Annotated in this window: 22 protein-coding genes, 1 other RNA gene and 1 pseudogene; 19 read left to right on the forward strand and 5 right to left on the reverse strand. The window is 61.9% G+C overall.

The window, feature by feature from the left end; all coding sequences use genetic code 11:
* The first annotated feature begins 2 nt into the window (after positions 1-2).
* Positions 3-625: pseudogene (locus tag H7995_RS11145) on the forward strand (transposase).
* Positions 626-649: 24 nt separating this feature from the next.
* Here H7995_RS11145 and H7995_RS11150 read toward each other — a convergent pair.
* The 5 genes from H7995_RS11150 to H7995_RS11170 form a co-directional block, all read right to left on the reverse strand.
* Positions 650-835: a hypothetical protein gene (locus tag H7995_RS11150; protein ID WP_185818420.1), complete on the reverse strand. Its 186-nt coding sequence runs from the start codon at positions 833-835 to the stop codon at positions 650-652.
* Positions 819-1,397: a BON domain-containing protein gene (locus tag H7995_RS11155; protein WP_166589716.1), complete on the reverse strand. Its 579-nt coding sequence runs from the start codon at positions 1,395-1,397 to the stop codon at positions 819-821. Before H7995_RS11155 ends, H7995_RS11150 begins: the two co-directional genes overlap by 17 nt.
* Positions 1,394-1,987: a phosphoheptose isomerase gene (locus H7995_RS11160; RefSeq protein ID WP_007904374.1), complete on the reverse strand. Its 594-nt coding sequence runs from the start codon at positions 1,985-1,987 to the stop codon at positions 1,394-1,396. Before H7995_RS11160 ends, H7995_RS11155 begins: the two co-directional genes overlap by 4 nt.
* A gap of 101 nt (positions 1,988-2,088) precedes the next feature.
* Complete coding sequence (locus H7995_RS11165) at positions 2,089-2,451, reverse strand: YraN family protein (RefSeq protein WP_166589715.1); 363 nt, start codon at positions 2,449-2,451, stop codon at positions 2,089-2,091.
* On the reverse strand, positions 2,451-4,262 hold the full coding sequence (locus H7995_RS11170; protein WP_185818370.1) for a penicillin-binding protein activator: 1,812 nt from the start codon (positions 4,260-4,262) through the stop codon (positions 2,451-2,453). The genes H7995_RS11165 and H7995_RS11170 overlap by 1 nt, the downstream gene beginning before the upstream one ends.
* Positions 4,263-4,471: 209 nt before the next feature.
* On the opposite strand from H7995_RS11170, the gene rsmI reads away from it, so the two are divergent.
* From rsmI to lpxC, 18 genes are all read left to right on the forward strand, one after another.
* Positions 4,472-5,344 (forward strand): 16S rRNA (cytidine(1402)-2'-O)-methyltransferase, encoded by an 873-nt coding sequence (rsmI, locus tag H7995_RS11175; protein ID WP_166589713.1) that lies wholly within the window; start codon positions 4,472-4,474, stop codon positions 5,342-5,344.
* 75 nt (positions 5,345-5,419) lie between these two features.
* An RNA gene (gene rnpB / locus H7995_RS11180) (RNase P RNA component class A) lies at positions 5,420-5,773 on the forward strand.
* 453 nt (positions 5,774-6,226) lie between these two features.
* Entirely contained in the window at positions 6,227-6,682 is a 456-nt protein-coding gene (gene mraZ / locus H7995_RS11185; RefSeq protein ID WP_185818371.1) for a division/cell wall cluster transcriptional repressor MraZ, read from the forward strand.
* Entirely contained in the window at positions 6,679-7,626 is a 948-nt protein-coding gene (gene rsmH / locus H7995_RS11190; protein WP_162530210.1) for a 16S rRNA (cytosine(1402)-N(4))-methyltransferase RsmH, read from the forward strand. The genes mraZ and rsmH overlap by 4 nt, the downstream gene beginning before the upstream one ends.
* A complete protein-coding gene (ftsL, locus tag H7995_RS11195; protein ID WP_095168944.1) occupies positions 7,623-7,916 on the forward strand; it encodes a cell division protein FtsL in 294 nt (97 codons plus the stop codon). Before rsmH ends, ftsL begins: the two co-directional genes overlap by 4 nt.
* On the forward strand, positions 7,916-9,655 hold the full coding sequence (locus tag H7995_RS11200; RefSeq protein WP_178117370.1) for a peptidoglycan D,D-transpeptidase FtsI family protein: 1,740 nt from the start codon (positions 7,916-7,918) through the stop codon (positions 9,653-9,655). The genes ftsL and H7995_RS11200 overlap by 1 nt, the downstream gene beginning before the upstream one ends.
* Entirely contained in the window at positions 9,655-11,118 is a 1,464-nt protein-coding gene (locus H7995_RS11205) for a UDP-N-acetylmuramoyl-L-alanyl-D-glutamate--2,6-diaminopimelate ligase (RefSeq protein ID WP_185818372.1), read from the forward strand. The genes H7995_RS11200 and H7995_RS11205 overlap by 1 nt, the downstream gene beginning before the upstream one ends.
* Entirely contained in the window at positions 11,111-12,478 is a 1,368-nt protein-coding gene (locus H7995_RS11210; RefSeq protein WP_166589710.1) for a UDP-N-acetylmuramoyl-tripeptide--D-alanyl-D-alanine ligase, read from the forward strand. Before H7995_RS11205 ends, H7995_RS11210 begins: the two co-directional genes overlap by 8 nt.
* The gene (gene mraY, locus H7995_RS11215) at positions 12,478-13,560 is read left to right on the forward strand and encodes a phospho-N-acetylmuramoyl-pentapeptide-transferase (protein WP_095168940.1); all 1,083 of its coding nucleotides are present in this window, start codon (positions 12,478-12,480) and stop codon (positions 13,558-13,560) included. Before H7995_RS11210 ends, mraY begins: the two co-directional genes overlap by 1 nt.
* A gap of 5 nt (positions 13,561-13,565) precedes the next feature.
* Complete coding sequence (murD, locus tag H7995_RS11220; RefSeq protein WP_182342248.1) at positions 13,566-14,912, forward strand: UDP-N-acetylmuramoyl-L-alanine--D-glutamate ligase; 1,347 nt, start codon at positions 13,566-13,568, stop codon at positions 14,910-14,912.
* Complete coding sequence (gene ftsW / locus H7995_RS11225) at positions 14,909-16,126, forward strand: putative lipid II flippase FtsW (protein WP_166589708.1); 1,218 nt, start codon at positions 14,909-14,911, stop codon at positions 16,124-16,126. Before murD ends, ftsW begins: the two co-directional genes overlap by 4 nt.
* A complete protein-coding gene (murG, locus tag H7995_RS11230; protein ID WP_182342246.1) occupies positions 16,116-17,186 on the forward strand; it encodes an undecaprenyldiphospho-muramoylpentapeptide beta-N-acetylglucosaminyltransferase in 1,071 nt (356 codons plus the stop codon). Before ftsW ends, murG begins: the two co-directional genes overlap by 11 nt.
* Positions 17,179-18,639, forward strand: a complete 1,461-nt coding sequence (gene murC, locus H7995_RS11235) for a UDP-N-acetylmuramate--L-alanine ligase (protein ID WP_166589706.1) — start codon at positions 17,179-17,181, stop codon at positions 18,637-18,639. Before murG ends, murC begins: the two co-directional genes overlap by 8 nt.
* A complete protein-coding gene (locus H7995_RS11240; RefSeq protein ID WP_166589705.1) occupies positions 18,636-19,592 on the forward strand; it encodes a D-alanine--D-alanine ligase in 957 nt (318 codons plus the stop codon). Before murC ends, H7995_RS11240 begins: the two co-directional genes overlap by 4 nt.
* A gap of 4 nt (positions 19,593-19,596) precedes the next feature.
* Positions 19,597-20,463, forward strand: coding sequence for a cell division protein FtsQ/DivIB (locus H7995_RS11245; protein WP_166589704.1), 867 nt, complete (start codon positions 19,597-19,599; stop codon positions 20,461-20,463).
* 14 nt (positions 20,464-20,477) lie between these two features.
* Positions 20,478-21,740, forward strand: coding sequence for a cell division protein FtsA (ftsA, locus tag H7995_RS11250; RefSeq protein WP_095168933.1), 1,263 nt, complete (start codon positions 20,478-20,480; stop codon positions 21,738-21,740).
* Positions 21,741-21,813: 73 nt separating this feature from the next.
* On the forward strand, positions 21,814-23,010 hold the full coding sequence (ftsZ, locus tag H7995_RS11255) for a cell division protein FtsZ (protein WP_095168932.1): 1,197 nt from the start codon (positions 21,814-21,816) through the stop codon (positions 23,008-23,010).
* 112 nt (positions 23,011-23,122) lie between these two features.
* Positions 23,123-24,034 (forward strand): UDP-3-O-acyl-N-acetylglucosamine deacetylase, encoded by a 912-nt coding sequence (gene lpxC, locus H7995_RS11260; protein ID WP_007939852.1) that lies wholly within the window; start codon positions 23,123-23,125, stop codon positions 24,032-24,034.
* Position 24,035 lies beyond the last annotated feature (1 nt).

Below are 24,035 nucleotides of genomic sequence, written 5' to 3' on the forward strand. Positions count from 1 at the left end.
AAATGCCCGTATCGCAAGATACGGGCATTTTGTTTGCGCGCTATATCCAAGGTGAAGACCGCTCCCAGAGCGCGCTGTTTCCACTTTCGCTGGACGAACTTATCCCCGATGACCATCTGGTTCGGGTGATCGAGGCCTGCATTTCCCTTCTGGATTTTGAGCAGTTGGGCTTCGACAAAGCCAGACCCAAGGCCACGGGACGTCCTTCGTACGATCCTGCCGATCTGCTCAAACTCTACCTGTACGGCTATTTCCAGCGGATTCGCTCATCGCGACGACTCGAGGCTGAGTGTCAGCGCCACCTGCCGCGCCTTTGTTCAGTTTTGCCGACACGCCGGCCTGATTGCTGGCGAGCCGCCGTTATCTCACTCGCCATGCTCATGAAGCCGCTTTCGAGCGGATGGAGCTGCGAATGCAGGCCCGCCCCGAGATGATGGTCAGCCGGCGATCCATCGTCGAACACCCCTTCGGCAATCTCAAGCAATGGCTATTTGGCAATGGCCGGTTCTTGCTGCGACAGCTGAAAGGCGCCAGAGCCGAAATGGCACTGGCAGTGCAGGCCTATAACCTGAAAAGAGCGATCAAGGTGATGGGCACCCATCAGTTGATGGCATTGATGGGCTGAAAGGCCCTTTTTTCGTGCCGCCTGTTAGAAAAGCAAATGCCCCGACAAGTCGGGGCATTTGTTTTTGACCTTGGCAGGCTGTGTTTTCACACAGTCTGCGAAAGGATCGCCTTTTTTATTGCTGTAGGAGCCGGGCTTGCCCACGATGGCGTTTTCAAAGGCGCCATCGCAGCCGTGCTCCTGCAGAGGGGTGTCAGTCAATGTACTCAAACAGCTTCACGATCTTCTGCACCCCGGAAACGCCCTGCACCAGGTTGGTAGCCTGGGCCGCTTCCTGCTTCGTCAGCAGGCCCAGCAGGTAGACGATGCCGTTTTCGGTCACGACCTTGATGCGCGAGCCGGGAATGCTGGCGTCGGTGAGCATCTGAGTCTTGATCTTGGTGGTCAGCCAGGCGTCGTTGTTGCGCGCCAGCAGTGACGAGGGCTGCATGATCTGCAGTTCGTTGTGCACCGTCTTGACCCGCTGCACAGCGGCAGCAGCCTGCTCGGCCTGGGCCTTGAGGTCGGCGCGGGGCGTTTGCCCGGCCAGCAGCACCACGCCATTGAAGCTGGTGACGACGATGTGCGATTGGGTGTCCAGGTCCGGGTTGGCCTTGGCCACGTTCACGCCGACCTTGGTTTCGATCAACGAGTCGTCGATCTTGCTACCGAAGGTGCGGGTGCCACGGTCATCCTGGATGGGGCTTTCACGGCTGGCGGTCACCACCGAGGTGCATCCGCTGATGCCGAGGCACAGGGTCAGGGCCAGTAGGCCTAGGCGATTAGGGGTCATTCTTCACTCCCGAACAATTGGCTGTCGATCAAGTCACAGAGGCAGTGGATCGCCAGCAGGTGAACTTCCTGAATGCGTGCGGTGACGTTGGCCGGTACGCGAATCTCCACGTCTTCGGGCAACAGCAGCGACGCCATGCCGCCGCCATCGCGACCGGTCAATGCTACGACAATCATTTCGCGATCATGTGCGGCCTGGATCGCTTGAATTATGTTGGCCGAGTTGCCGCTGGTGGAAATCGCCAGCAGGACGTCGCCGGGTTGGCCCAGGGCGCGGATCTGTTTGGAGAAGATTTCGTTGTAGCTGTAATCGTTGGCGATCGAGGTGATCGTCGAGCTGTCGGTGGTCAGGGCGATGGCCGGCAGGCTGGGGCGTTCGCGTTCGAAGCGGTTGAGCAGCTCGGAGGAGAAGTGCTGTGCGTCACCGGCCGAACCGCCGTTGCCGCATGAGAGCATTTTGCCTTCGTTGAGCAGGGCGTTGACCATCACTTGGCTGGCTTGCTCGATGTGCGGTGCAAGTACGTCCATCGCCTGTTGCTTGGTATCGATACTGGCCTGAAAAAGCTGGCGAATTCGGGATTGCATGTCCATCTGTGTGACCTTAAGTGGCGCGGCCTGGTGGCACAGCAATGTGCGGCCCGCAAAGCAAAGAGCAAAAGTGTTGGGTGAAAAACGGTCCTGCCCGAGAGCGGTCAGCTGTCAAAGGCATTCCGTAGCCAGTTCAGATGCGCAGCGGTGCTGTCTATGGCAACCACATCAAAACGGCAGGGGGAGTCGGCCCAGCGTGACTCGCTCTGCAGGAAATACTGCGCGGCGAGGATCAGTTTTTGACGCTTGCGCGCATCGATACTGCCGAGCGCGCCACCCCATTGGGTGTTTTGTCTGTAGCGGACTTCGACGAATACTACTGTATCGCCGTCAAGCATGACCAGATCAAGCTCGCCGCGTTTACACAACCAGTTCTGCGCCAGCAGGCGCAGTCCCTGTTGCTGGAGATGCTGGAGCGCCTGGCTTTCAGCATCTCGACCGCTTTGCTGGCGTGACCTGTCGGGCATTAGCGCGGGGTGTCCGGCAGGCGTTGGACCTGGCCGTTGACGAACTGTGCCCAAGGCAGTTGGCGTTGAACCCGTTGCGTCGGGCTCATGCTCAGGTTGCCCGACTGGCCTTCAATGGTGCTGTCCGGCAGGGCCTTGAGTTGACCCAGGCGTGGGGCCAGGCGGTAAGCATCGACGCCCATGGCGTACAGCCGACCCAGGCTGCTGCTGGCTTGTGGCCATTGTGCGGTCACTTGCTGGCGCAGTGGGTCGCTGGTGTTGAGCAGCCACGGTGTTTCGCAGAAGCGCACGCCGTTCATGTCGTTGTACTGGTTCTGGTCGCCACTGGCGCTGTACACGTGGGAAGTGGCGTAGACCGGCACGTCACCGGCGTACTGGAAGTTCAGCGTGGGCTTGATCTGTTGCGCCTGTTGCGGGGTCGAGGCGAGGAAGATGAACTCGATGTCCTGGCGACGCGACGGTTGTGCCGCGATCTGCGAGCCTACAGTGCTTTGCAGGCTCTTGGCGCGACCTTCGCTCTGGCGCAGTTGGAACAGGTCGGCGATCTGCTGGGCCAGTTGCACCGGCTGATCTACACGTTCAATGCCGATGATGGTGCCACCATTGGCTTGCCAGTCCTGGCTGAAGGCCTTGAGGACGCGGTCGCCCCATTCGCCTTTGGGTACCAGCACCGCAGCACGATGCAGGCCGTCGGCACGTGCACGGCGGGACACTTCGCGCGCCTCGTCCTCGGCCGCCAAGCCGAACTGGAACAGTTGGGCCGGACCTTGCTCGCCTTCGCTGTAGTTCAGCGCCAGGGTGGTAATCGGCAACTGAGGGCGGGCGTTGAGTTGCTTGACCAGGGGTTTCTCCAGCGGGCCGACCACCAGTTGCACGCCGTCGGCTTGGGCCTTGCGGTAGAAGTCGTCCAGCGAGGTCAGGCGCGAGCTGTCATAGAACTCGATGGCCGGAGGGTTCTGGCCGGCCTGTTGGGCCTGGTAGTGAGCAGCCATGAAGCCTTCGCGCAGGGCCTTGGCCACCGAGGCCAGCGGGCCTTCCTGAGGCAGCAGCAGGCCGATCTTGCCCAGCGGCTGGCTGGCCAGTTGCTTGAGTTGGGTCAGTGGCAGTGGCAACTGCAGGGCAGCCGGGTGTTTCGGGTGCTGGGCCTTCCAGTTGTCGATGGCGGCCTGTTGCAGTTCCAGGGTGCCGGCGGTTTTTACCGCCACGGCCAGGCTCATCCAGCCACCGAGCACATCGTCGGTGATCGGTTGCAGTTGATCGGTGGGCAGCGAGGCAATGAGCGCCCAGATCGCCTCGTGGTTCTTGTTCGCGGCTTCGCCTTCGAGCATCGGCGCGATGGCGATCCGCTCACGGGCGGCGGCCAGCGTCTGGCCATCGGCTTCGAGGGCGCGGGCACGTACGGTGCCGGTGCGGACCTGTTGCTCGTCCGGCAATTCGCTCAGGCGTTGCAGGCTTGGGTGGTTCAGGGCAGTCAGTGCTGCCTTGGGCTGGTTGCGGGTCATCGCCAGTTCGGCGGCCAGGGTGCTGGCAAAGACCTGCTGGCCCGGTTTGAGCGTTTCCAGCGGAACCTGTTGCAGGATTTGTGCGGATTGGCCGGCGTTACCCTGGCGATAGGCCAGGTCGGCCGCGCTCAGGCGCAGCAGGGCAGCCTTTTCCGGATTGGTGCTGGTGGCCGCCTGTTCGAGCAGTTGCTCGATACTGGCATCGGCCGTCCGTGGAAGGTCGCCAAGGCTGGACGAGGGCGAGCTGGCGCAAGCCGCCAACAGGGCAGCGAGGCAGAGGGCAGTGAACAGCCGCAGGCAAGCGATCATGTAAGTGTTCCTGATACTCGATCAAATTAGCGTGGAATTGTACCCAAGCACTGGCCGGGGCGCGATGTTACTGGCGTGAATCGTGCAATTTAGGTCGTGTAAATGTTGCCGGACTCACGAAAAGGTAGTGCGACCTGATGACAGTGGTGCGCATCCAGCGGGCTTCTACGCGCTACAATGGCGCTTTTACCGATCATGAGGTGTGCGCTTTGACTGCTCCAGGTGCTTTGAATTCCGCTGCTGGCTCGCTTTATGTGGTGGCGACGCCCATCGGCAACCTGGATGACATCAGTGCCCGCGCGCTGAAAATCTTGCGTGAAGTGGCATTGATCGCTGCCGAAGACACGCGTCACTCTTTGCGCTTGCTGCAACATTTCGGCATCGCTACGCCCCTGGCAGCCTGTCACGAACACAACGAGCGCGACGAAGGCAGTCGCTTCATCACGCGGTTGCTGGCCGGTGACAATGTTGCGTTGATCTCCGATGCTGGCACCCCGCTGATTTCCGATCCGGGTTATCACCTGGTGCGCCAGGCACGTGCTGCCGGTATCAATGTAGTCCCGGTTCCCGGGGCGTGCGCGCTGATCGCCGCCTTGTCGGCCGCGGGGCTGCCGTCCGACCGCTTTATCTTCGAAGGTTTCCTGCCGGCCAAGGCCGTTGGCCGGCGCGCGCGCCTGGAATCCATAAAGGAAGAGCCGCGGACCCTGATCTTCTATGAGGCGCCTCACCGGATCCTCGAATGCCTGCAGGACATGGAGCTGGTGTTCGGCCCTGAGCGGCCAGCCTTGCTGGCGCGCGAGCTGACCAAGACCTTCGAGACCCTCAAGGGCCTGCCCCTGGCCGAGCTGCGTGGGTTTGTCGAGAGCGACAGCAATCAGCAGCGTGGCGAGTGTGTAGTGCTGGTGGCGGGCTGGACCGCGCCAGAGACAGAGGAGGCGGTCAGCAGCGAGGCCATGCGCATCCTCAACCTGTTGCTCGAGGAGATGCCGCTCAAGCGTGCCGCGGCGTTGGCGGCGCAAATTACCGGTGAGCGCAAGAATGTGCTCTATCAAGTCGCCCTGGAAAAGCAGAAGGGCGAGTAAAAACGGGGCCTGCAGAGCGGCAAAAGGCTTTTATTGCTTGTTCTTCGGGCGCTGTGCCGTTAACCTTCGCGGCGGAGAGTCGATTGGACAGTCGCTGCCCTCTATGAAAATTAGGGGGGGGAGGAAAGTCCGGGCTCCATAGGGCGAAGTGCCAGGTAATGCCTGGGAGGCGTGAGCCTACGGAAAGTGCCACAGAAAATAACCGCCTAAGCACTTCGGTGCCGGTAAGGGTGAAAAGGTGCGGTAAGAGCGCACCGCACGACTGGCAACAGTTCGTGGCTAGGTAAACCCCACTTGGAGCAAGACCAAATAGGGTCCCAAGGCGTGGCCCGCGCTGGGACCGGGTAGGTTGCTAAAGGTGTCCAGTGATGGCCATCGTAGACGAATGACTGTTCAAGACAGAACCCGGCTTACAGATCGACTCTCCACCTTTTTTCGCTTTTGTGCTTGAATCACCGGCACAGGGGCTTGGTATTATCGGTTGGCCGCCCGCTGCATGTTGCCGGCGGGCGTTACTTAATATCGATATGCCACCATCCCGTTTGACCCCCTTGTAGAGGCGCGCGTGTAGTAGCAATTACCCACCCTGCTGAATCAATAGCAGAAGCGCTTTTGTAATACCGAAAAAATCTTACTCTTAACAAATTACTTTAACTTCTGAACGTAGCCTCCTGCGCTGCTTCAAGTTATTGAGCTCAGTCATCCGCCAAATACTCGTAACCCCTTCTTTTGTACCGCTAAATCTCCGATCTGTAAGGGTTTTCCTTTACTGCGCGCCTTGACGGTGCGGTGGGCGCATTCCTATAGTGTGCGCAAGTGGCGGAAAGTGGCATGAAGTGGGTTTTTTGAGCGTAAAACGCTAGAATTTGGAGAAACGCTGACGTGTTTCGCGGAGCTAACGCTATCAGTCTCGATGCAAAGGGCCGTCTCGCTATGCCGAGCCGGTACCGTGACGAGTTGGTTTCGCGTAGTTCCGGGCAACTGATCGTGACCATTGATGCGGTTGATCGTTGTTTGTGTGTTTACCCCCTCGATGAGTGGGAGCTGATTGAAACCAAACTGCGCGCACTGCCTTCGCTTCGCGAAGAGAACCGTCGTCTGCAACGTTTGCTGATTGGTAATGCCGTCGACCTTGAACTCGACGGCAGTGGTCGTTTTCTGGTTCCGCCGCGTCTGCGTGAATATGCCAAGTTGGATAAACGCGCGATGTTGGTAGGCCAACTGAACAAGTTCCAATTGTGGGACGAGGATGCCTGGGATGCAGTGTCTGCTGCTGACCTGGCTGCTATTCAACAACCGGGCGCCATGCCTGATGAACTGCGTGATTTGATCCTGTGACTATTGATAGCGGCTTTAACCACATCACCGTACTGCTTGACGAAGCCGTCGAGGCTCTCGCCGTACGCCCTGATGGTTGCTATCTCGATGGCACGTTCGGGCGCGGCGGCCACAGCCGCCTGATACTCAGCCAGCTCGGTCCTGATGGCCGGTTGCTGGGGTTTGACAAAGATCCTCAAGCGATTGCCACCGGGCAAACGCTAGCGGCCGAAGACGGCCGCTTTGTCGTTGTACAGCGCAGCTTTGCCGAGCTGGGTTCGGAAGTTGCCGAGCGCGGTCTGGCGGGCAAGGTCAGCGGCGTGCTGCTCGACCTGGGCGTGTCGTCGCCTCAACTCGACGACCCTGAGCGTGGCTTCAGTTTCCTCAATGATGGTCCCCTGGACATGCGCATGGATCCGTCCCGCGGGATCAGTGCTGCCGAATTCGTCAACACCGCGCCGGTCGAAGAAATCGCCCGGGTGTTCAAGGAGTATGGCGAAGAGCGTTTCTCCGGGCGTATGGCCCGTGCTGTGGCTGAGCGCCGCGACATCAAGCCGTTCGAACGCACCGGTGACCTGGCAGAAGTGCTGAAAGTCGCCAATCCAGCGTGGGAAAAGGGCAAGAACCCGGCTACCCGTGCCTTCCAGGGCCTGCGTATTCACGTCAACAATGAACTGGGCGACCTCGAAGCCGGCCTTGAAGCAGCGCTTGAAGCGCTGGAAATCGGCGGCCGCCTGGTGGTAATCAGCTTCCACTCGCTGGAAGATCGCATCGTCAAACTGTTCATGCGCAAGCTGGTCAAGGGTGAAACCGACAACCTGCCGCGCAATCTGCCGGTACGTTTCGAAGCCTTTGTGCCGAAAATCAAAGTCCATGGCAAAGCGCAGTTCGCCGGCGAAGCCGAACTCAAAGCCAACCCACGTTCCCGTAGCGCTGTCATGCGTGTCGCGGAGAAGCTGCGGTGAGCAAGCTTTTCGCCAAGCCTCTTCCAGGCGGCAGCTTTATCATGCTGCTGCTGTTTATCGGCGTGCTGGTTTCCGCGATCGCGGTGTCCTACAGCGCCCACTGGAACCGGCAACTGCTCAACTCGCTGTACGGCGAGTTGAGTGTGCGCGACAAGGCGCAGGCGGAGTGGGGGCGGCTGATTCTCGAGCAGAGCACCTGGACCGCCCACAGCCGTATTGAAGTGCTGGCCACCGAACAACTGAAAATGCGCATTCCCGGCGCGGCAGAAGTGCGGATGGTGGCGCCATGATGAAACTCGAGGGGGCACTCTTTCCGTGGCGGTTTCGCTTGGTCGTGGGCTTGCTCGGGATCATGGTGGCGGCGATTGCCTGGCGCATCATTGACCTGCAAGTGGTCGATCGTGCCTTCCTCAAGGGGCAGGGTGACGCGCGCAGTGTGCGGCACATCCCGATCCCCGCACACCGTGGCCTGATCACCGATCGCAACGGCGAACCCCTGGCGGTCAGTACTCCGGTCACCACCCTGTGGGCCAACGCCAAGGAAATGCAGAGCGCCAAGGACCGCTGGCCGGCCCTGGCTGCCGCCCTGGGCCAGGACCCGCGTGCGCTGGCCGAGCGCCTGGAAGCCCAGGCCAACAAAGAATTCATCTACCTGGTGCGCGGCCTGACGCCGGAGCAAGGCCAGGTGGTGCTCGACCTTAAAGTACCGGGCGTCTACGGCATCGAAGAGTTCCGGCGCTTCTACCCAGCCGGGGAAGTGACCGCCCACATGGTCGGCTTTACCGATATCGACGACCATGGCCGCGAAGGCGTGGAACTGGCCTATGACGAATGGCTGGCCGGGGTCCCCGGTAAGCGCCAGGTCATCAAGGATCGGCGCGGCAGACTGATCAAAGATGTCCAGGTCACCAAAAACGCCAAGGCCGGCAAGCCCTTGGCGTTGTCGATTGACCTGCGCCTGCAATACCTGGCCAACCGCGAACTGCGCAACGCGATCATCGAGAACGGTGCCAAGGCCGGCAGCCTGGTGATCATGGACGTCAAGTCCGGCGAGATCCTGGCCATGGTCAACCAGCCGACCTACAACCCGAACAACCGTCGCAACCTGCAGCCGGCGATGATGCGTAACCGCGCAATGATCGACGTGTTCGAGCCGGGCTCGACCATGAAGGCCATCTCCATGAGTGCCGCCCTGGAAACCGGGCGCTGGAAGCCGAGCGACCGGGTCGAGGTCTATCCGGGCACCCTGCAACTGGGCAAGTACACCATTCGTGACGTGTCCAAGAGCGAAGGCCCGGTGCTCGACCTCACCGGCATCCTGATCAACTCCAGTAACGTGGGCATGAGCAAGATCGCCTTCGATATTGGCGGCGAGACTATTTTCCGCCTGGCTCAGAAAATCGGCCTGGGCCAGGACACCGGCCTGGGCTTCCCGGGCGAGCGCGTCGGCAACCTGCCCAACTACCGTGAATGGCGCAAGGCCGAGACGGCTACGCTGTCGTACGGCTACGGTCTTTCGGTGACCGCGATCCAGTTGGTCCACGCCTTTTCTGCCTTGGCCAACAACGGGCGCATCGCGCCGCTGACCCTGGTCAAGACCGACAAGCTGCCGCAAACCACCCAGGTGATTCCGGAAGACGTCGCCAAGACCATGCAGGGCATGCTGCAGCAGGTGATCGAGGCTCCGCGCGGGGTATTCCGCGCGCAGGTTCCGGCCTATCACGTGGCCGGCAAGTCCGGTACTGCACGTAAGACTTCCGCGGGCCTCAAGGGCTACGCCGTCAACTCTTACCGCTCGCTGTTTGCCGGTTTCGGCCCGATGAGCGACCCGCGTTTTGCCATCGTGGTGGTGATCGATGAGCCAAGCAAGGCCGGCTACTTCGGTGGTCTGGTCTCTGCCCCGGTGTTCAGCAAAGTGATGTCGGGCACCCTGCGCCTGATGAACATCTCGCCGGACAACCTGCCGCCGACCCAACAAGCCAATGCCACCCCGGCGATCCCACTCAAAGCCAACGGAGGGCGCGGCTGATGTCTCTGAGCCTGAACAAGATTTTCGCCCATGCCGGCCGCGATCTGTTGATTCGCGAACTGGCCCTGGACAGCCGCAATGTGCGCGCCGGGGACCTGTTCCTGGCCGTGCCGGGCGGCAAGTTCGATGGTCGTGCGCATATCGCCGATGCCCTGCAACGCGGTGCGGCAGCAGTGGCCTATGAAGTCGAAGGGGCGACCGTCCTGCCGATTACCGATGTACCGCTGATCCCGGTCAAAGGCCTGGCCGCGCAACTGTCGGACATCGCCGGGCGTTTCTACGGCGAACCGAGCCGTCATCTGAACCTGGTCGGTGTCACCGGCACCAACGGCAAAACCAGCGTGACCCAGCTGATTGCCCAGGCCCTCGACTTGCTCGGCCAGCACTGCGGCATTGTCGGCACCCTGGGCAGTGGCTTCTACGGCGCGCTGCAAAGCGGCCTGCACACCACGCCCAACCCGATCGACATGCAAGCCACCCTGGCCGACCTGAAAAAGGCCGGTGCCAAGGCGGTGGCAATGGAAGTCTCTTCCCACGGCCTGGATCAGGGGCGCGTGAGTGCGCTGGCCTTCGACGTGGCGGTGATGACCAACCTGTCCCGCGATCACCTGGACTACCACGGCACCATGCAGGCCTACGGTGAAGCCAAGGCCAAGCTGTTCGCCTGGAACGACCTGAAGTGCCGGGTGGTCAACCTCGACGACGAATTCGGTCGGCAACTGGCCGCTGACAAGGGCGAATCGCGGCTGATCACCTACAGCCTGGAAGACGCCAGCGCCTACCTCTATTGCCGCGAAGCGCAGTTCGACGACGAGGGCGTGCGCGCCACGCTGGTGACCCCTCAGGGCGAACACCATTTGCGCAGCACCCTGCTCGGTCGCTTCAACCTGAGCAACGTGCTGGCCGCGGTCGGCGCTTTGCTCGGCCTGGACTATGCGCTGGACGAAATCCTCCGTGTGCTGCCCAAGCTCGAAGGCCCGGCCGGTCGCATGCAGCGCCTGGGCGGTGGCACCCAGCCGTTGGTGGTGGTCGACTACGCCCATACCCCCGATGCCCTGGAAAAAGTCCTGATGGCCCTGCGTCCACACGCCAAGGGCCAGTTGTTGTGCCTGTTCGGCTGCGGCGGCGATCGCGATCGCGGCAAGCGTCCGCTGATGGCCGAAGTGGTCGAGCGCCTGGCCGATGGCGTGCTGGTGACCGACGACAACCCACGCACAGAAGACCCACTGCAGATTTTCGACGACATCCGCGCCGGTTTCAGTGCTGTGGATAACGTGCGTTTTGTCGCCGGCCGTGGCCAGGCGATAGCCGAAATTGTTGCTGGCGCCAGCGCCGATGACGTGATCGTCCTGGCCGGCAAAGGTCACGAGGACTATCAGGAAATCAATGGCCAACGCCATGCCTTCTCTGACCTGGTGGAGGCCGATCGGGCCTTGACCGCCTGGGAGGTGACCCATGCTTAAGGCCCTGCAACTGAGCGAAGTGGCGGGTCCACTGGGTGGCCGTCTGGTCAGCACCGACAGCCGCTTCGAGGGCGTGAGCATCGACAGCCGGGCCATCGTGCCGGGCCAGTTGTTCGTGGCCCTGGCCGGTCCGCGTTTCGACGGCCATGACTACCTCAATGAAGTGGCCGGCAAAGGTGCGGTCGCCGCCCTGGTCGAGCGCGAAGTCGCCAACGCCACCTTGCCGCAACTGCTGGTCAAGGACACGCGTCAGGCCCTGGGTCAACTGGGTGCCCTGAACCGTGCGGCCTTTACCAAGCCGGTCGCGGCGATCACCGGCTCCAGCGGCAAGACCACGGTCAAGGAAATGCTCGCGAGCATCCTGCGCACCCGCGGCCCCGTACTGGCGACCCGTGGCAACCTGAACAACGACCTCGGTGTGCCCCTGACCCTGCTGGAACTGGCGGCCGAACACAGTGCCGCGGTGATCGAGCTGGGTGCTTCGCGGATCGGCGAAATCGCCTACACCGTGGCCATGACCAAGCCCCACGTGGCCGTACTCAACAACGCCGGGACCGCCCACGTCGGTGAGTTCGGCGGGCCGGAAAAAATCGTCGAGGCCAAGGGTGAGATTCTCGAAGGGCTGGACGCCGATGGCGTCGCCGTATTGAACCTGGACGACAAGGCCTTCGCTATCTGGAAGGCCCGCGCAGCCGGTCGCCAGGTGCTCACCTTCGCCCTGCTCGATAGCCAGGCCGACTTCCATGCCAGCGACCTGGATCGCGACGCACGGGGTTGCCCATCCTTCAAACTGCACAGTCCACTGGGTGTCGAACACGTCCAGTTGAACCTGCTGGGCACCCACAACGTGGCCAATGCCCTGGCCGCCGCCGCGGCCGCCCATGCCCTCGGGGTGTCGCTGTTCGGCATCGTCACCGGCCTGAACGCCGTGCAACCGGTCAAGGGACGCGCGGTGGCGCAGCTGGCGAGCAATGGCATGCGCGTCATTGATGATTCTTACAACGCAAACCCCACCTCCATGTGCGCGGCGGTTGATATACTTGCCGGCTTTTCCGGCCGCACCGTCCTGGTGCTCGGAGATATCGGCGAGTTGGGCGAGTGGGCGGAGCAGGGGCACCGCGAAGTTGGCGCGTATGCCAGCGGCAAGGTTTCTGCACTTTACGCCGTGGGGCCGTTGATGGCGCATGCCGTTGCCGCTTTCGGTGAGCAGGCTCGTCACTTTGCCACCCAGGCCGACCTGATTGCGGCGCTGGGCGCCGAACACGATACAAACACCACTATTTTGATCAAGGGCTCGCGCAGCGCGGCGATGGAAAACATCGTTGCGGCTCTGTGCGGTTCGAGCGGGGAGAAACATTAATGCTGCTGCTGCTAGCGGAGTATCTGCAACAGTTCTACAAAGGCTTCGCGGTCTTCCAGTACCTGACCCTGCGCGGGATTCTGGGTGTACTGACCGCGCTGTCGCTGTCGCTGTGCTTCGGGCCTTGGATGATCCGCACCCTGCAGAATCGTCAGATCGGTCAATCGGTGCGTAACGACGGGCCGCAATCGCACCTGTCCAAGTCCGGCACCCCAACCATGGGTGGCGCGCTGATCCTGTCCGCCATCGGCGTCAGCACCCTGCTGTGGGCCGACCTGACCAACCGTTATGTCTGGGTTGTGCTCCTGGTGACCCTGCTGTTCGGCGCCATCGGCTGGGTCGACGACTACCGCAAAGTCATCGAGAAGAACTCCCGTGGCTTGCCGAGCCGCTGGAAGTACTTCTGGCAGTCGGTGTTTGGCCTGGGCGCGGCGATCTTCCTTTATATGACTGCCGCCAGCCCGGTGGAAACCACCCTGATCCTGCCGATGCTCAAGGACTACAGCATTCCGCTGGGTGCCGGCTTCATCGTCCTGACCTACTTCGTGATCGTTGGCTCCAGCAACGCCGTCAACCTGACCGACGGCCTCGACGGCCTGGCGATCATGCCGACCGTGATGGTCGGCGGTGCCCTGGGGATCTTCTGCTACCTGTCGGGTAACGTGAAATTTGCCGAATACCTGCTGATCCCTTATGTCCCGGGCGCGGGTGAACTGATTGTGTTCTGCGGCGCGCTGATTGGTGCCGGCCTGGGCTTCCTGTGGTTCAACACCTACCCGGCGCAAGTGTTCATGGGCGACGTCGGCGCATTGGCGCTGGGCGCAGCCCTGGGCACCATCGCAGTGATCGTGCGCCAGGAAATCGTGTTGTTCATCATGGGCGGCGTGTTCGTGATGGAAACCCTGTCGGTGGTGATCCAGGTCGCGTCCTTCAAGCTGACCGGTCGCCGGGTGTTTCGCATGGCGCCGATCCACCACCACTTTGAACTCAAGGGCTGGCCCGAGCCACGCGTGATCGTCCGATTCTGGATCATCACCGTGATTCTCGTGCTGTTCGGCCTTGCCACCCTGAAGCTGAGGTAGAACGAGTGTCTCTGATCGCTTCTGACCACTTCCGCATCGTTGTCGGCCTCGGCAAGAGCGGCATGTCCCTGGTTCGCTTCCTGGCGAACCGGGGCGTGGCGTTCGCTGTGGCCGACACGCGGGACAATCCACCGGAGCTGGTCACGCTGCGCCGTGACTACCCGCACGTGGAAGTGCGTTGTGGCGAGCTGGATGTCGAGTTCCTGTGCCGTGCCGACGAGCTCTACGTGAGCCCCGGCCTGGCGCTGGCCACTCCAGCCCTGCAGGCGGCGGCTGCCCGTGGCGTGAAACTGTCCGGCGACATCGAGCTGTTCGCGCGTAACGCGAAAGCGCCGATCGTTGCCATCAGCGGCTCCAACGCGAAAAGTACCGTGACTACCCTGGTCGGCGACATGGCGGCTGCGGCCGGCAAGCGCGTGGCCGTGGGCGGCAACCTGGGTACGCCGGCGCTCGACCTGCTGCGCGACGACGTCGAGCTGTACGTGATGGAGCTGTCCAGCTTCCAGCTCGAGACCACCGACCACCTGGGCGCTGAAGTGGCCACCGTGCTCAACGTCAGCGAAGACCACATGGACCGCTACAGCGGCCTGCCGGCCTACCACCTGGCCAAGCACCGGATCTTCCGCGGCGCGCGGCAAGTGGTGGTCAACCGCCAGGACGCCCTGAGCCGGCCGTTGATGGGGGAGGGCCTGCCATGCTGGACCTTCGGCCTGGGCAAACCTGACTTCAAGGCCTTTGGTCTGCGTGAAGAGAATGGCGAGAAGTACCTGGCCTTCGAATTCACCAACCTGATGCCGGTGCGCGAGCTGAAAATCCGTGGCGCCCACAACCAGTCCAACGCCCTCGCGGCCTTGGCGCTGGGGCACGCCGTGGGCCTGCCGTTCGACGCCATGCTCGCCACCCTGCGTACTTTCGCCGGCCTGGAGCACCGCTGCCAGTGGGTGCGTGACCTGGACGGCGTGAGCTACTACAACGACTCCAAGGCCACCAACGTCGGTGCCGCCCTGGCGGCCATCGAAGGCCTGGGTGCCGACATCGACGGCAAGCTGGTGCTGATTGCCGGCGGCGATGGCAAGGGCGCCGAATTCAAGGACCTGCGTGATCCAGTCGCGGCGAACTGCCGTGCGGTGGTGTTGATGGGCCGTGACAGCGAGCTGATCGGCCAGGCCATCGGCGACGGTGTACCGCTGATTCGCGTCAACTCGCTGGTCGAAGCGGTCGCCCAATGCCGTGCCCTGGCCCAGCCAGGTGATGCGGTGCTGCTGTCGCCGGCCTGCGCCAGTTTCGACATGTTCAAGAACTACGAAGAGCGTGGGCACCTGTTCGCCCAGGCCGTGGAGGACTTGGCATGAACCTGAGAAACATCATCAAGCCTTATCCTTCGCCGATCATTACCGGGCGTGGTATCGACCTCGACTTCCCGATGCTCGCCGGTTGCCTGGCGCTGATCGGCCTGGGGTTGGTGATGATTGCATCGGCGTCCACCGAAGTGGCGGCCGTGCAGTCGGGCAGCGCCCTGTACTACATGATTCGCCACCTGATCTACGTCGTGCTTGGCCTCGGGGCCTGCATCGTCACCATGATGATTCCGATCGCCACCTGGCAACGCCTGGGTTGGCTGATGCTGATTGGCGCGTTCGGCCTGCTGGTGATGGTGATCATCCCGGGGATCGGCCGCGAAGTGAACGGCTCGATGCGCTGGATCGGCTTCAGCTTCTTCAACGTCCAGCCTTCCGAGATCGCCAAGGTGTTCGTGGTGATCTACCTCGCCGGTTACCTGGTGCGCCGGCAGAAAGAAGTGCGAGAAAGCTGGATGGGCTTCTTCAAACCGTTCATCGTGCTGCTGCCGATGGCGGGCCTGCTGCTGATGGAACCGGACTTCGGTGCCACCGTGGTGATGATGGGCGCGGCGGCCGCGATGCTGTTCCTTGGCGGGGTCGGGCTGTTCCGCTTCTCCCTGATGGTGGTCCTGGCCGTGGCGGCCGTGGTGCTGTTGATTCAGGTGCAGCCGTATCGAATGGCGCGCCTGACCAACTTTGCCGATCCGTGGGCCGACCAGTTCGGCGCCGGTTACCAACTGTCCCAGGCACTTATCGCGTTTGGTCGCGGCGAGTGGCTGGGGGTTGGCCTGGGCAACAGCGTGCAGAAGCAGTTCTACCTGCCGGAAGCCCACACCGACTTCGTGTTCTCGGTCCTGGCCGAAGAGCTGGGCGCCATTGGCTCGCTGTGCACCGTCGCACTGTTCACCTTTGTCTGCATCCGTGGCATGTACATCGGTTACTGGGCCGAGAAGTCCAAGCAGTTCTTCGCCGCCTACATCGCCTACGGCTTGTCGTTCCTGTGGATCGGTCAGTTCCTGATCAACATCGGGGTGAACGTCGGCCTGCTGCCGACCAAGGGCCTGACCTTGCCGTTCCTCAGCTATGGCGGCAGCTCGCTGGTGATCTGCTGTGCGTGCCTGGGGCTGTTGCTGCGTATCGAGTGGGAGAGTCGGACCCACCTGGGCAGCGAAGAGATGGAATTCAAGGAGAGCGATTTTGCCGAGGAGCCAACCCATGGGCGCTAACGTGCTGATCATGGCGGGCGGCACCGGCGGCCATGTGTTCCCGGCGCTGGCCTGTGCCCGCGAGTTTCAGGCGCGCGGCTACACCGTGCACTGGCTCGGCACGCCGCGTGGCATCGAAAACGAGTTGGTGCCCAATGCGGGCCTGCCGTTGCACCTGATCAACGTCAGCGGCCTGCGCGGCAAGAGCAAGATGTCCCTGCTCAAGGCGCCTTTTGTGCTGCTCAAGGCGGTGTTCCAGGCGCGCGCGATCATCCGTCAGTTGAAACCGGTGTGCGTCCTGGGTTTTGGCGGATATGTCACCGGTCCTGGTGGCGTAGCGGCCAGGTTGGCCGGCGTGCCGGTGATCGTCCACGAACAGAATGCCGTGGCCGGTACCGCCAATCGGTTGCTGGTGCCCTTGGCCGCGCGAGTCTGCGAAGCTTTCCCGGACACCTTTGCTGCCCGTGACAGCCGGCGGACCACCGGTAACCCGGTGCGCGCCGAGTTGTTCCTCGAGACCCCGCGCCCGGCCCTGGCCGGACGCCAGGCGCGTTTGCTGATCCTGGGCGGAAGCCTGGGGGCAGAACCCTTGAATAAATTGCTGCCTGAAGCCCTGTCGCAGGTTCCCGTCGAACTGCGCCCGGAAGTGTTCCACCAGGCTGGCAAAAACCACGATGAAGTGACAGCCGAGCGCTACCGCGCTGCCGGCGTCGAGGCGCACGTGCAGCCGTTCATCAAAGACATGGCCCAAGCCTACGGCTGGGCCGACCTGGTGGTCTGTCGCGCAGGTGCGCTGACTGTCAGTGAGCTGGCTGCTGCCGGTCTGCCCTCGATGCTGGTGCCGCTGCCCCACGCGATCGACGATCACCAGACCCGCAATGCCGATTATTTGGCTCGTGAAGGCGCTGCCTTCCTGATGCCGCAAAGAACGACCGGCGCCGCAGAACTGGCTGCGCGCCTGACCGAGGTCCTGATGCAACCACAACGACTCAACGACATGGCTGGCGCAGCTCGTCGCCTGGCCAAACCGGATGCCACCCGTAACGTGGTCGATATCTGCCTGGAGGTGGTTCATGGTTGAGAATCAGAAAGCCATGCCGCAGCCGGAAATGCGCCGTATCCGTCGTATCCACTTCGTCGGCATCGGCGGTGTGGGCATGTGCGGGATTGCCGAAGTGTTGCTGAACCTGGGCTATGAAGTGTCCGGTTCCGACCTCAAGGCTTCCCCCGTGACCGAGCGCCTGGAATCCTTTGGCGCACAGATTTTCCTCGGCCACCGTGCCGAGAACGCCGCCAATGCCGATGTGCTGGTGGTCTCCAGTGCCGTGAACACCTCCAACCCGGAAGTGGCGACCGCGCTCGAGCGCCGCATCCCGGTGGTGCCGCGTGCCGAAATGCTGGCCGAGCTGATGCGCTACCGCCACGGCATCGCCGTTGCCGGTACCCACGGCAAAACCACCACCACCAGCCTGATCGCCTCGGTGTTCGCCGCCGGTGGCCTGGACCCGACCTTCGTCATCGGTGGCCGCCTGAATGCAGCGGGTACCAATGCCCAGCTCGGCACCAGTCGCTACCTGATCGCCGAAGCCGATGAAAGCGATGCCAGCTTCCTGCACCTGCAGCCGCTGGTGGCCGTGGTCACCAACATCGACGCCGACCACATGGCGACCTACGACGGCGACTTCAACAAGTTGAAGAAAACCTTCGTCGAGTTCCTGCACAACCTGCCGTTCTACGGTCTGGCGGTGGTGTGCCTGGACGACCCGGTGGTTCGCGAGATCCTGCCACAGGTCAAGCGCCCAACCGTCACCTACGGTTTCAGCGAAGACGCCGACGTGCGCGCAATCAATGTTCGCCAGCAAGGCATGCAGACCTTCTTCACCGTGCTGCGCCCCGATCGCGAGCCGCTGGACGTGTCGGTGAACATGCCGGGCAATCACAACGTGCTCAACTCCCTGGCGACCATCTGCATTGCCACCGACGAAGGCGTCAGCGATGAAGCCATCGTCCAGGGCCTGTCGGGCTTCCAGGGTGTCGGCCGTCGCTTCCAGGTCTACGGCGAACTGCCAGTCGAAGGCGGCAGCGTGATGCTGGTGGACGACTACGGTCATCATCCGACCGAAGTGGCCGCGGTGATCCAGGCCGTGCGTGGTGGCTGGCCGGAGCGCCGCCTGGTGATGGTCTACCAGCCGCACCGCTACAGCCGCACCCGTGACCTGTATGACGACTTCGTCAATGTCCTGGCCGATGCCAACGTGCTGCTGCTGATGGAAGTCTATCCGGCCGGCGAAGAGCCGATCCCGGGCGCCGACAGCCGCAAGCTGTGCAACAGCATTCGCCAGCGTGGCCAGCTTGACCCGATCTACATCGAGCGCGGCGTTGACCTCGCGCCGCTGGTCAAGCCGTTGCTGCGTGCCGGAGACATCCTTCTGTGCCAGGGCGCCGGTGATATCGGTGGCCTTGCACCCAAATTGTTGAAAAGTTCGTTGTTCGCAGGCGCCGTTGTCGCGCCTAGCGAGGGGAAGTTGAAATGACTGCAGCCTACGCCAACCTGTTCTCGACTATCGCCCCGCAAGACTTCGGGCGTGTCGCCGTGCTGTTCGGTGGCAAGAGCGCCGAGCGCGAAGTGTCGCTCAAATCCGGTAACGCTGTGCTCAGTGCCCTGCAGAGCGCCGGTGTCGATGCGTTCGGCATCGACGTCGGCGACGACTTCCTGCAGCGCCTGCTCAATGAAAAGATCGACCGTGCGTTCATCATTCTCCACGGTCGCGGCGGTGAAGACGGCAGCATGCAAGGCCTGCTCGAGTGCCTGGGTATTCCCTACACCGGCAGCGGCATTCTCGCCTCGGCCCTGGCCATGGACAAACTGCGCACCAAACAGGTCTGGCATACCCTGGGTATTCCGACCCCGCGTCACGCCGTCCTGAGCAGCGAAGCGGATTGTATTTCGGCTGCGACGGAACTGGGCTTCCCTTTGATCGTCAAACCGGCGCATGAAGGTTCAAGTATCGGTATGGCCAAAGTGACATCAGCGTCTGAATTGACCGACGCCTGGAAAGCGGCCAGTACCTACGATTCGCAAGTGTTGGTCGAACAATGGATTCAAGGTCCGGAGTTCACCATTGCCATGCTGCGCGACCAGGTGTTGCCGCCGATCGCCCTGGGTACGCCACACACTTTCTACGACTACGACGCCAAGTACCTGGCCTCCGATACCCAGTACCGGATCCCGTGTGGCCTCGACAGTGCCAAGGAACAAGAACTCATGGACCTCACGGCGAAAGCCTGTGAGGCGCTGGGTATCGCCGGTTGGGGACGGGCTGACGTGATGCAGGACGCCGAAGGGCAGTTCTGGTTCCTCGAAGTCAACACCGCACCGGGCATGACCGATCACAGCCTGGTGCCGATGGCGGCCCGGGCAGCCGGCCTGGATTTCCAACAGTTGGTGTTGGCGATCCTGGCTGCAAGCATTGAGCCGCGAGGGTAAGTCCATGCAAGGCGCCCAGCTACGTCATCAGCCACCCGCACCCGGCCGCAAGCCGGTACCGCGGGGTGCCAGCCGAATGGTGGCCAAAGAGCCGATGTCGGTGCGCCTGCCGAAAGCCAATTTTGGTTTTCTCAAAGCGGTGTTCTGGCCAGTGCTGCTGGTGGCGTTGGGCTTCGGTACCTATGAGGGTGCACAGCGCCTGATGCCGTACGTGGACCGGCCGATCAGCAAGATCAACGTGCAGGGCGACTTGAGCTACATCAGCCAGCAAGCGGTGCAGCAGCGGATCGCCCCCTACGTGGCGGCGAGCTTCCTCACCATCGACCTGGCGAGCATGCGCACCGAACTGGAAACCATGCCGTGGATCGCGCACGCCGAAGTGCGTCGTGTCTGGCCTGACCAGGTGGTGATTCGCCTGGAAGAACAACTGCCCGTGGCCCGTTGGGGTGACGAGGCCTTGCTGAACAACCAGGGCCAGGCGTTTACCCCGCGTGAGCTGGCCAACTACGAACATTTGCCACAGTTGTTTGGCCCGCAGCGGGCCCAGCAGCAAGTGATGCAGCAGTATCAGGTGTTGAGCCAGATGCTTCGGCCACTGGGTTTTTCCATCGCCCGGCTGGAGTTGCGTGAACGCGGCAGTTGGTTCCTGACCACAGGTGCCGGCAGTGCGGGACCGGGGATCGAGTTGTTGTTGGGCCGCGGCAACCTGGTGGAAAAGATGCGCCGCTTCTTTGCCATCTACGACAAGACGCTTAAAGAACAGATTACGAACATAGCGCGCATCGACCTGCGTTATGCCAACGGCCTTGCCGTCGGCTGGCGGGAACCTGTAGCGCCCACGACGGCCCAACCCGCCGTCGCGAAGAATTGAGAAGAGGCAGGACCATGGCAAACGTGCAAAGCGGCAAAATGATCGTCGGTCTGGATATCGGTACCTCCAAGGTGGTGGCGCTGGTAGGCGAGGTCGCGGCCGATGGCCAACTGGAAATCGTCGGGATCGGTACCCATCCTTCCCGCGGCCTGAAGAAGGGCGTGGTGGTGAACATCGAGTCCACCGTGCAGTCGATCCAGCGCGCCATCGAAGAAGCGCAATTGATGGCCGGTTGCCGGATCCACTCGGCGTTCGTTGGCGTGGCGGGCAATCACATCCGCAGCCTGAACTCCCACGGCATCGTGGCGATCCGTGATCGCGAAGTCAGCTCCGCCGACCTTGAGCGCGTCCTCGACGCCGCCCAGGCAGTCGCGATCCCGGCCGACCAGCGGGTCCTGCACACCTTGCCGCAGGACTACGTGATCGATAACCAGGAAGGCGTGCGCGAGCCGCTGGGCATGTCCGGCGTGCGTCTGGAGGCCAAGGTCCACGTGGTCACCTGCGCGGTCAATGCAGCACAGAACATTGAAAAATGCGTGCGCCGCTGCGGCCTGGAAATCGACGACATCATCCTCGAGCAACTGGCTTCGGCGTACTCGGTGCTGACCGATGACGAGAAAGAGCTGGGTGTGTGCCTGGTGGACATCGGTGGCGGTACCACCGACATCGCGATCTTCACTGAAGGCGCTATCCGCCATACCGCGGTGATCCCGATTGCCGGTGACCAGGTGACCAACGACATCGCCATGGCGCTGCGCACCCCGACCCAGTACGCCGAGGAAATCAAGATCCGTTACGCCTGCGCCCTGGCCAAGCTGGCCGGTGCCGGTGAAACCATCAAAGTGCCAAGCGTCGGTGACCGTCCGCCCCGCGAGCTGTCCCGCCAGGCCCTGGCCGAAGTGGTCGAGCCGCGTTACGACGAGCTGTTCACCCTGATCCAGGCCGAGCTGCGTCGCAGCGGCTACGAAGACCTGATCCCGGCCGGCATCGTGCTGACCGGCGGTACGTCGAAAATGGAAGGCGCGGTAGAGCTGGCCGAAGAGATTTTCCACATGCCGGTCCGCCTGGGCGTGCCCCACGGCGTCAAGGGCCTGGACGATGTTGTGCGCAACCCGATTTATTCAACCGGTGTTGGTTTGCTGATGTACGGCCTGCAAAAGCAGTCCGACGGCATTTCCTTCTCGGGGATCAGCAGCAGCCGCGATAGCTACAGCAACGAAGAGGCCAAGAGCCCGTTGCTCGACCGCATCAAGAGCTGGGTCCAGGGCAATTTCTGAAGATTTACCGCAACACCGTTACAAGCAGTAGGCGCAGTAGGCGAAAAAACTAGAGAATTGAAGGAGAGGGAAAATGTTCGAACTCGTAGACAACATCCCCGCAAGCCCGGTCATTAAAGTCATCGGTGTTGGCGGAGGCGGCGGCAACGCTGTCAACCACATGGTCAAGAGCAACATTGAAGGCGTTGAGTTCATCTGCGCCAACACTGATGCCCAGGCGCTGAAAAGCATCAGCGCGCGGACCATCCTGCAACTGGGCACCAGCGTGACCAAAGGCCTGGGCGCCGGCGCGAACCCTGAAGTCGGTCGTCAGGCCGCCATGGAAGACCGTGAGCGCATCGCCGAAGTACTGGCGGGCACCAACATGGTGTTCATTACCACGGGCATGGGCGGTGGTACCGGTACCGGTGCTGCACCTGTGATCGCCGAAGTGGCCAAGGAAATGGGGATCCTCACCGTTGCGGTGGTGACCCGTCCGTTCCCGTTCGAAGGTCGCAAGCGCATGCAGCTGGCCGACGAAGGTATCCGCCTGCTGTCCGAAAGCGTCGACTCGTTGATCACCATTCCCAACGAAAAGCTGCTGACCATCCTCGGTAAGGACGCCAGCCTGCTGTCGGCTTTCGCCAAGGCTGACGACGTGCTGGCCGGTGCCGTGCGCGGTATCTCCGACATCATCAAGCGTCCGGGCATGATCAACGTCGACTTCGCTGACGTGCGTACCGTGATGAGCGAAATGGGCATGGCGATGATGGGCACTGGCTGCGCCAGCGGTCCGAACCGTGCACGTGAAGCAACTGAAGCGGCCATCCGCAACCCGTTGCTCGAAGACGTCAACCTGCAAGGCGCGCGTGGCATCCTGGTGAACATCACCGCCGGTCCTGACCTGTCCCTGGGTGAGTACTCCGACGTGGGTAGCATCATCGAAGCCTTCGCTTCCGAGCACGCCATGGTCAAGGTCGGTACCGTTATCGATCCAGACATGCGCGACGAACTGCACGTGACCGTCGTTGCGACCGGTCTGGGCGCGAAAATCGAGAAGCCGGTCAAGGTCATCGACAACACCGTCCACACTTCCATGACCAGCGCCCCGGCTCCTTCTGCCGCTGCCGCACGTCCGGAAATGCCGTCGGTGAACTACCGCGACCTGGACCGTCCAACCGTGATGCGCAACCAGGCTCAGGCCGGCGCAGCGGCGGCGGCAAAGCTCAATCCGCAAGACGATCTGGATTACCTGGATATCCCGGCATTCCTGCGTCGTCAGGCCGATTGATGAAATGTATCAGGCGTATTAAGTTGATTGGTGTTCAGCAAAGGTCTGGTCTGCTATTATCGCCAGCCTTTGTTGATACCAGTTCGCACTTTGCGCTGAAGCGGCCCATGCCATGATTAAACAACGCACCCTGAAGAATATTATCCGTGCCACAGGTGTCGGCCTGCACTCCGGGGAGAAGGTCTACCTGACCCTCAAGCCTGCACCTGTCGACACTGGCATTGTGTTTTGTCGTGCCGATCTCGACCCTGTGGTGCAGATTCCTGCTCGCGCAGAAAACGTTGGCGAAACCACCATGTCGACCACTCTGGTCAACGGTGACGTCAAAGTGGACACGGTGGAGCACTTGCTCTCGGCCATGGCTGGCCTGGGCATCGATAACGCCTACGTCGAGCTCTCCGCGTCCGAAGTGCCAATCATGGATGGTAGCGCTGGACCTTTTGTATTCTTGATTCAATCGGCTGGCCTGGAAGAACAGGATGCCGCCAAGAAGTTCATCCGTATCCTGCGTGAAGTGACTGTGGAAGATGGCGACAAGCGCGCCACTTTTGTCCCTTTCGAAGGTTTCAAGGTGAGCTTCGAGATCGATTTCGATCACCCGGTGTTTCGTGACCGCACCCAAAGTGCCAGCGTGGATTTTTCCAGCACTTCGTTCGTAAAAGAAGTCAGCCGCGCCCGGACCTTTGGTTTCATGAGTGATATCGAGTACCTGCGCAAGCACAACCTCGCACTCGGCGGTAGCGTTGAAAATGCCATCGTGGTCGATGCGGACGGTGTATTGAACGAAGACGGCCTTCGCTACGAAGACGAATTCGTCAAACACAAGATCCTCGACGCCATTGGCGACCTCTACCTGCTGGGCAATAGCCTGATTGGTGAGTTCAAGGGCTTCAAGTCCGGCCACGCACTGAACAACCAGCTTCTGCGCAAATTGATTGAGCAGACAGATGCTTGGGAAGTCGTGACCTTTGAAGACGCCAGCACTGCTCCGATCTCTTACATGCGCCCGGTTGCGGCGGTGTAAG

The organism is Pseudomonas kielensis (assembly GCF_014236655.1).
GTDB classification, from domain to species: Bacteria; Pseudomonadota; Gammaproteobacteria; order Pseudomonadales; family Pseudomonadaceae; genus Aquipseudomonas; species Aquipseudomonas kielensis.

Bases quoted from the DNA above. Each gene is read 5' to 3' on its own strand.
- ftsZ (WP_095168932.1), top strand. From the start codon at position 21,814: ATGTTCGAACTCGTAGACAACATCCCCGCAAGCCCGGTCATTAAAGTC.
- H7995_RS11245 (WP_166589704.1), top strand. From the start codon at position 19,597: ATGCAAGGCGCCCAGCTACGTCATCAGCCACCCGCACCCGGCCGCAAG.
- H7995_RS11155 (WP_166589716.1), bottom strand. From the start codon at position 1,397: ATGACCCCTAATCGCCTAGGCCTACTGGCCCTGACCCTGTGCCTCGGC.
- mraY (WP_095168940.1), top strand. From the start codon at position 12,478: ATGCTGCTGCTGCTAGCGGAGTATCTGCAACAGTTCTACAAAGGCTTC.
- murC (WP_166589706.1), top strand. From the start codon at position 17,179: ATGGTTGAGAATCAGAAAGCCATGCCGCAGCCGGAAATGCGCCGTATC.
- lpxC (WP_007939852.1), top strand. From the start codon at position 23,123: ATGATTAAACAACGCACCCTGAAGAATATTATCCGTGCCACAGGTGTC.
- H7995_RS11240 (WP_166589705.1), top strand. From the start codon at position 18,636: ATGACTGCAGCCTACGCCAACCTGTTCTCGACTATCGCCCCGCAAGAC.
- H7995_RS11205 (WP_185818372.1), top strand. From the start codon at position 9,655: ATGTCTCTGAGCCTGAACAAGATTTTCGCCCATGCCGGCCGCGATCTG.
- H7995_RS11210 (WP_166589710.1), top strand. From the start codon at position 11,111: ATGCTTAAGGCCCTGCAACTGAGCGAAGTGGCGGGTCCACTGGGTGGC.
- H7995_RS11170 (WP_185818370.1), bottom strand. From the start codon at position 4,262: ATGATCGCTTGCCTGCGGCTGTTCACTGCCCTCTGCCTCGCTGCCCTG.
- murG (WP_182342246.1), top strand. From the start codon at position 16,116: ATGGGCGCTAACGTGCTGATCATGGCGGGCGGCACCGGCGGCCATGTG.
- H7995_RS11160 (WP_007904374.1), bottom strand. From the start codon at position 1,987: ATGGACATGCAATCCCGAATTCGCCAGCTTTTTCAGGCCAGTATCGAT.
- H7995_RS11165 (WP_166589715.1), bottom strand. From the start codon at position 2,451: ATGCCCGACAGGTCACGCCAGCAAAGCGGTCGAGATGCTGAAAGCCAG.
- H7995_RS11200 (WP_178117370.1), top strand. From the start codon at position 7,916: ATGAAACTCGAGGGGGCACTCTTTCCGTGGCGGTTTCGCTTGGTCGTG.
- ftsW (WP_166589708.1), top strand. From the start codon at position 14,909: ATGAACCTGAGAAACATCATCAAGCCTTATCCTTCGCCGATCATTACC.
- ftsA (WP_095168933.1), top strand. From the start codon at position 20,478: ATGGCAAACGTGCAAAGCGGCAAAATGATCGTCGGTCTGGATATCGGT.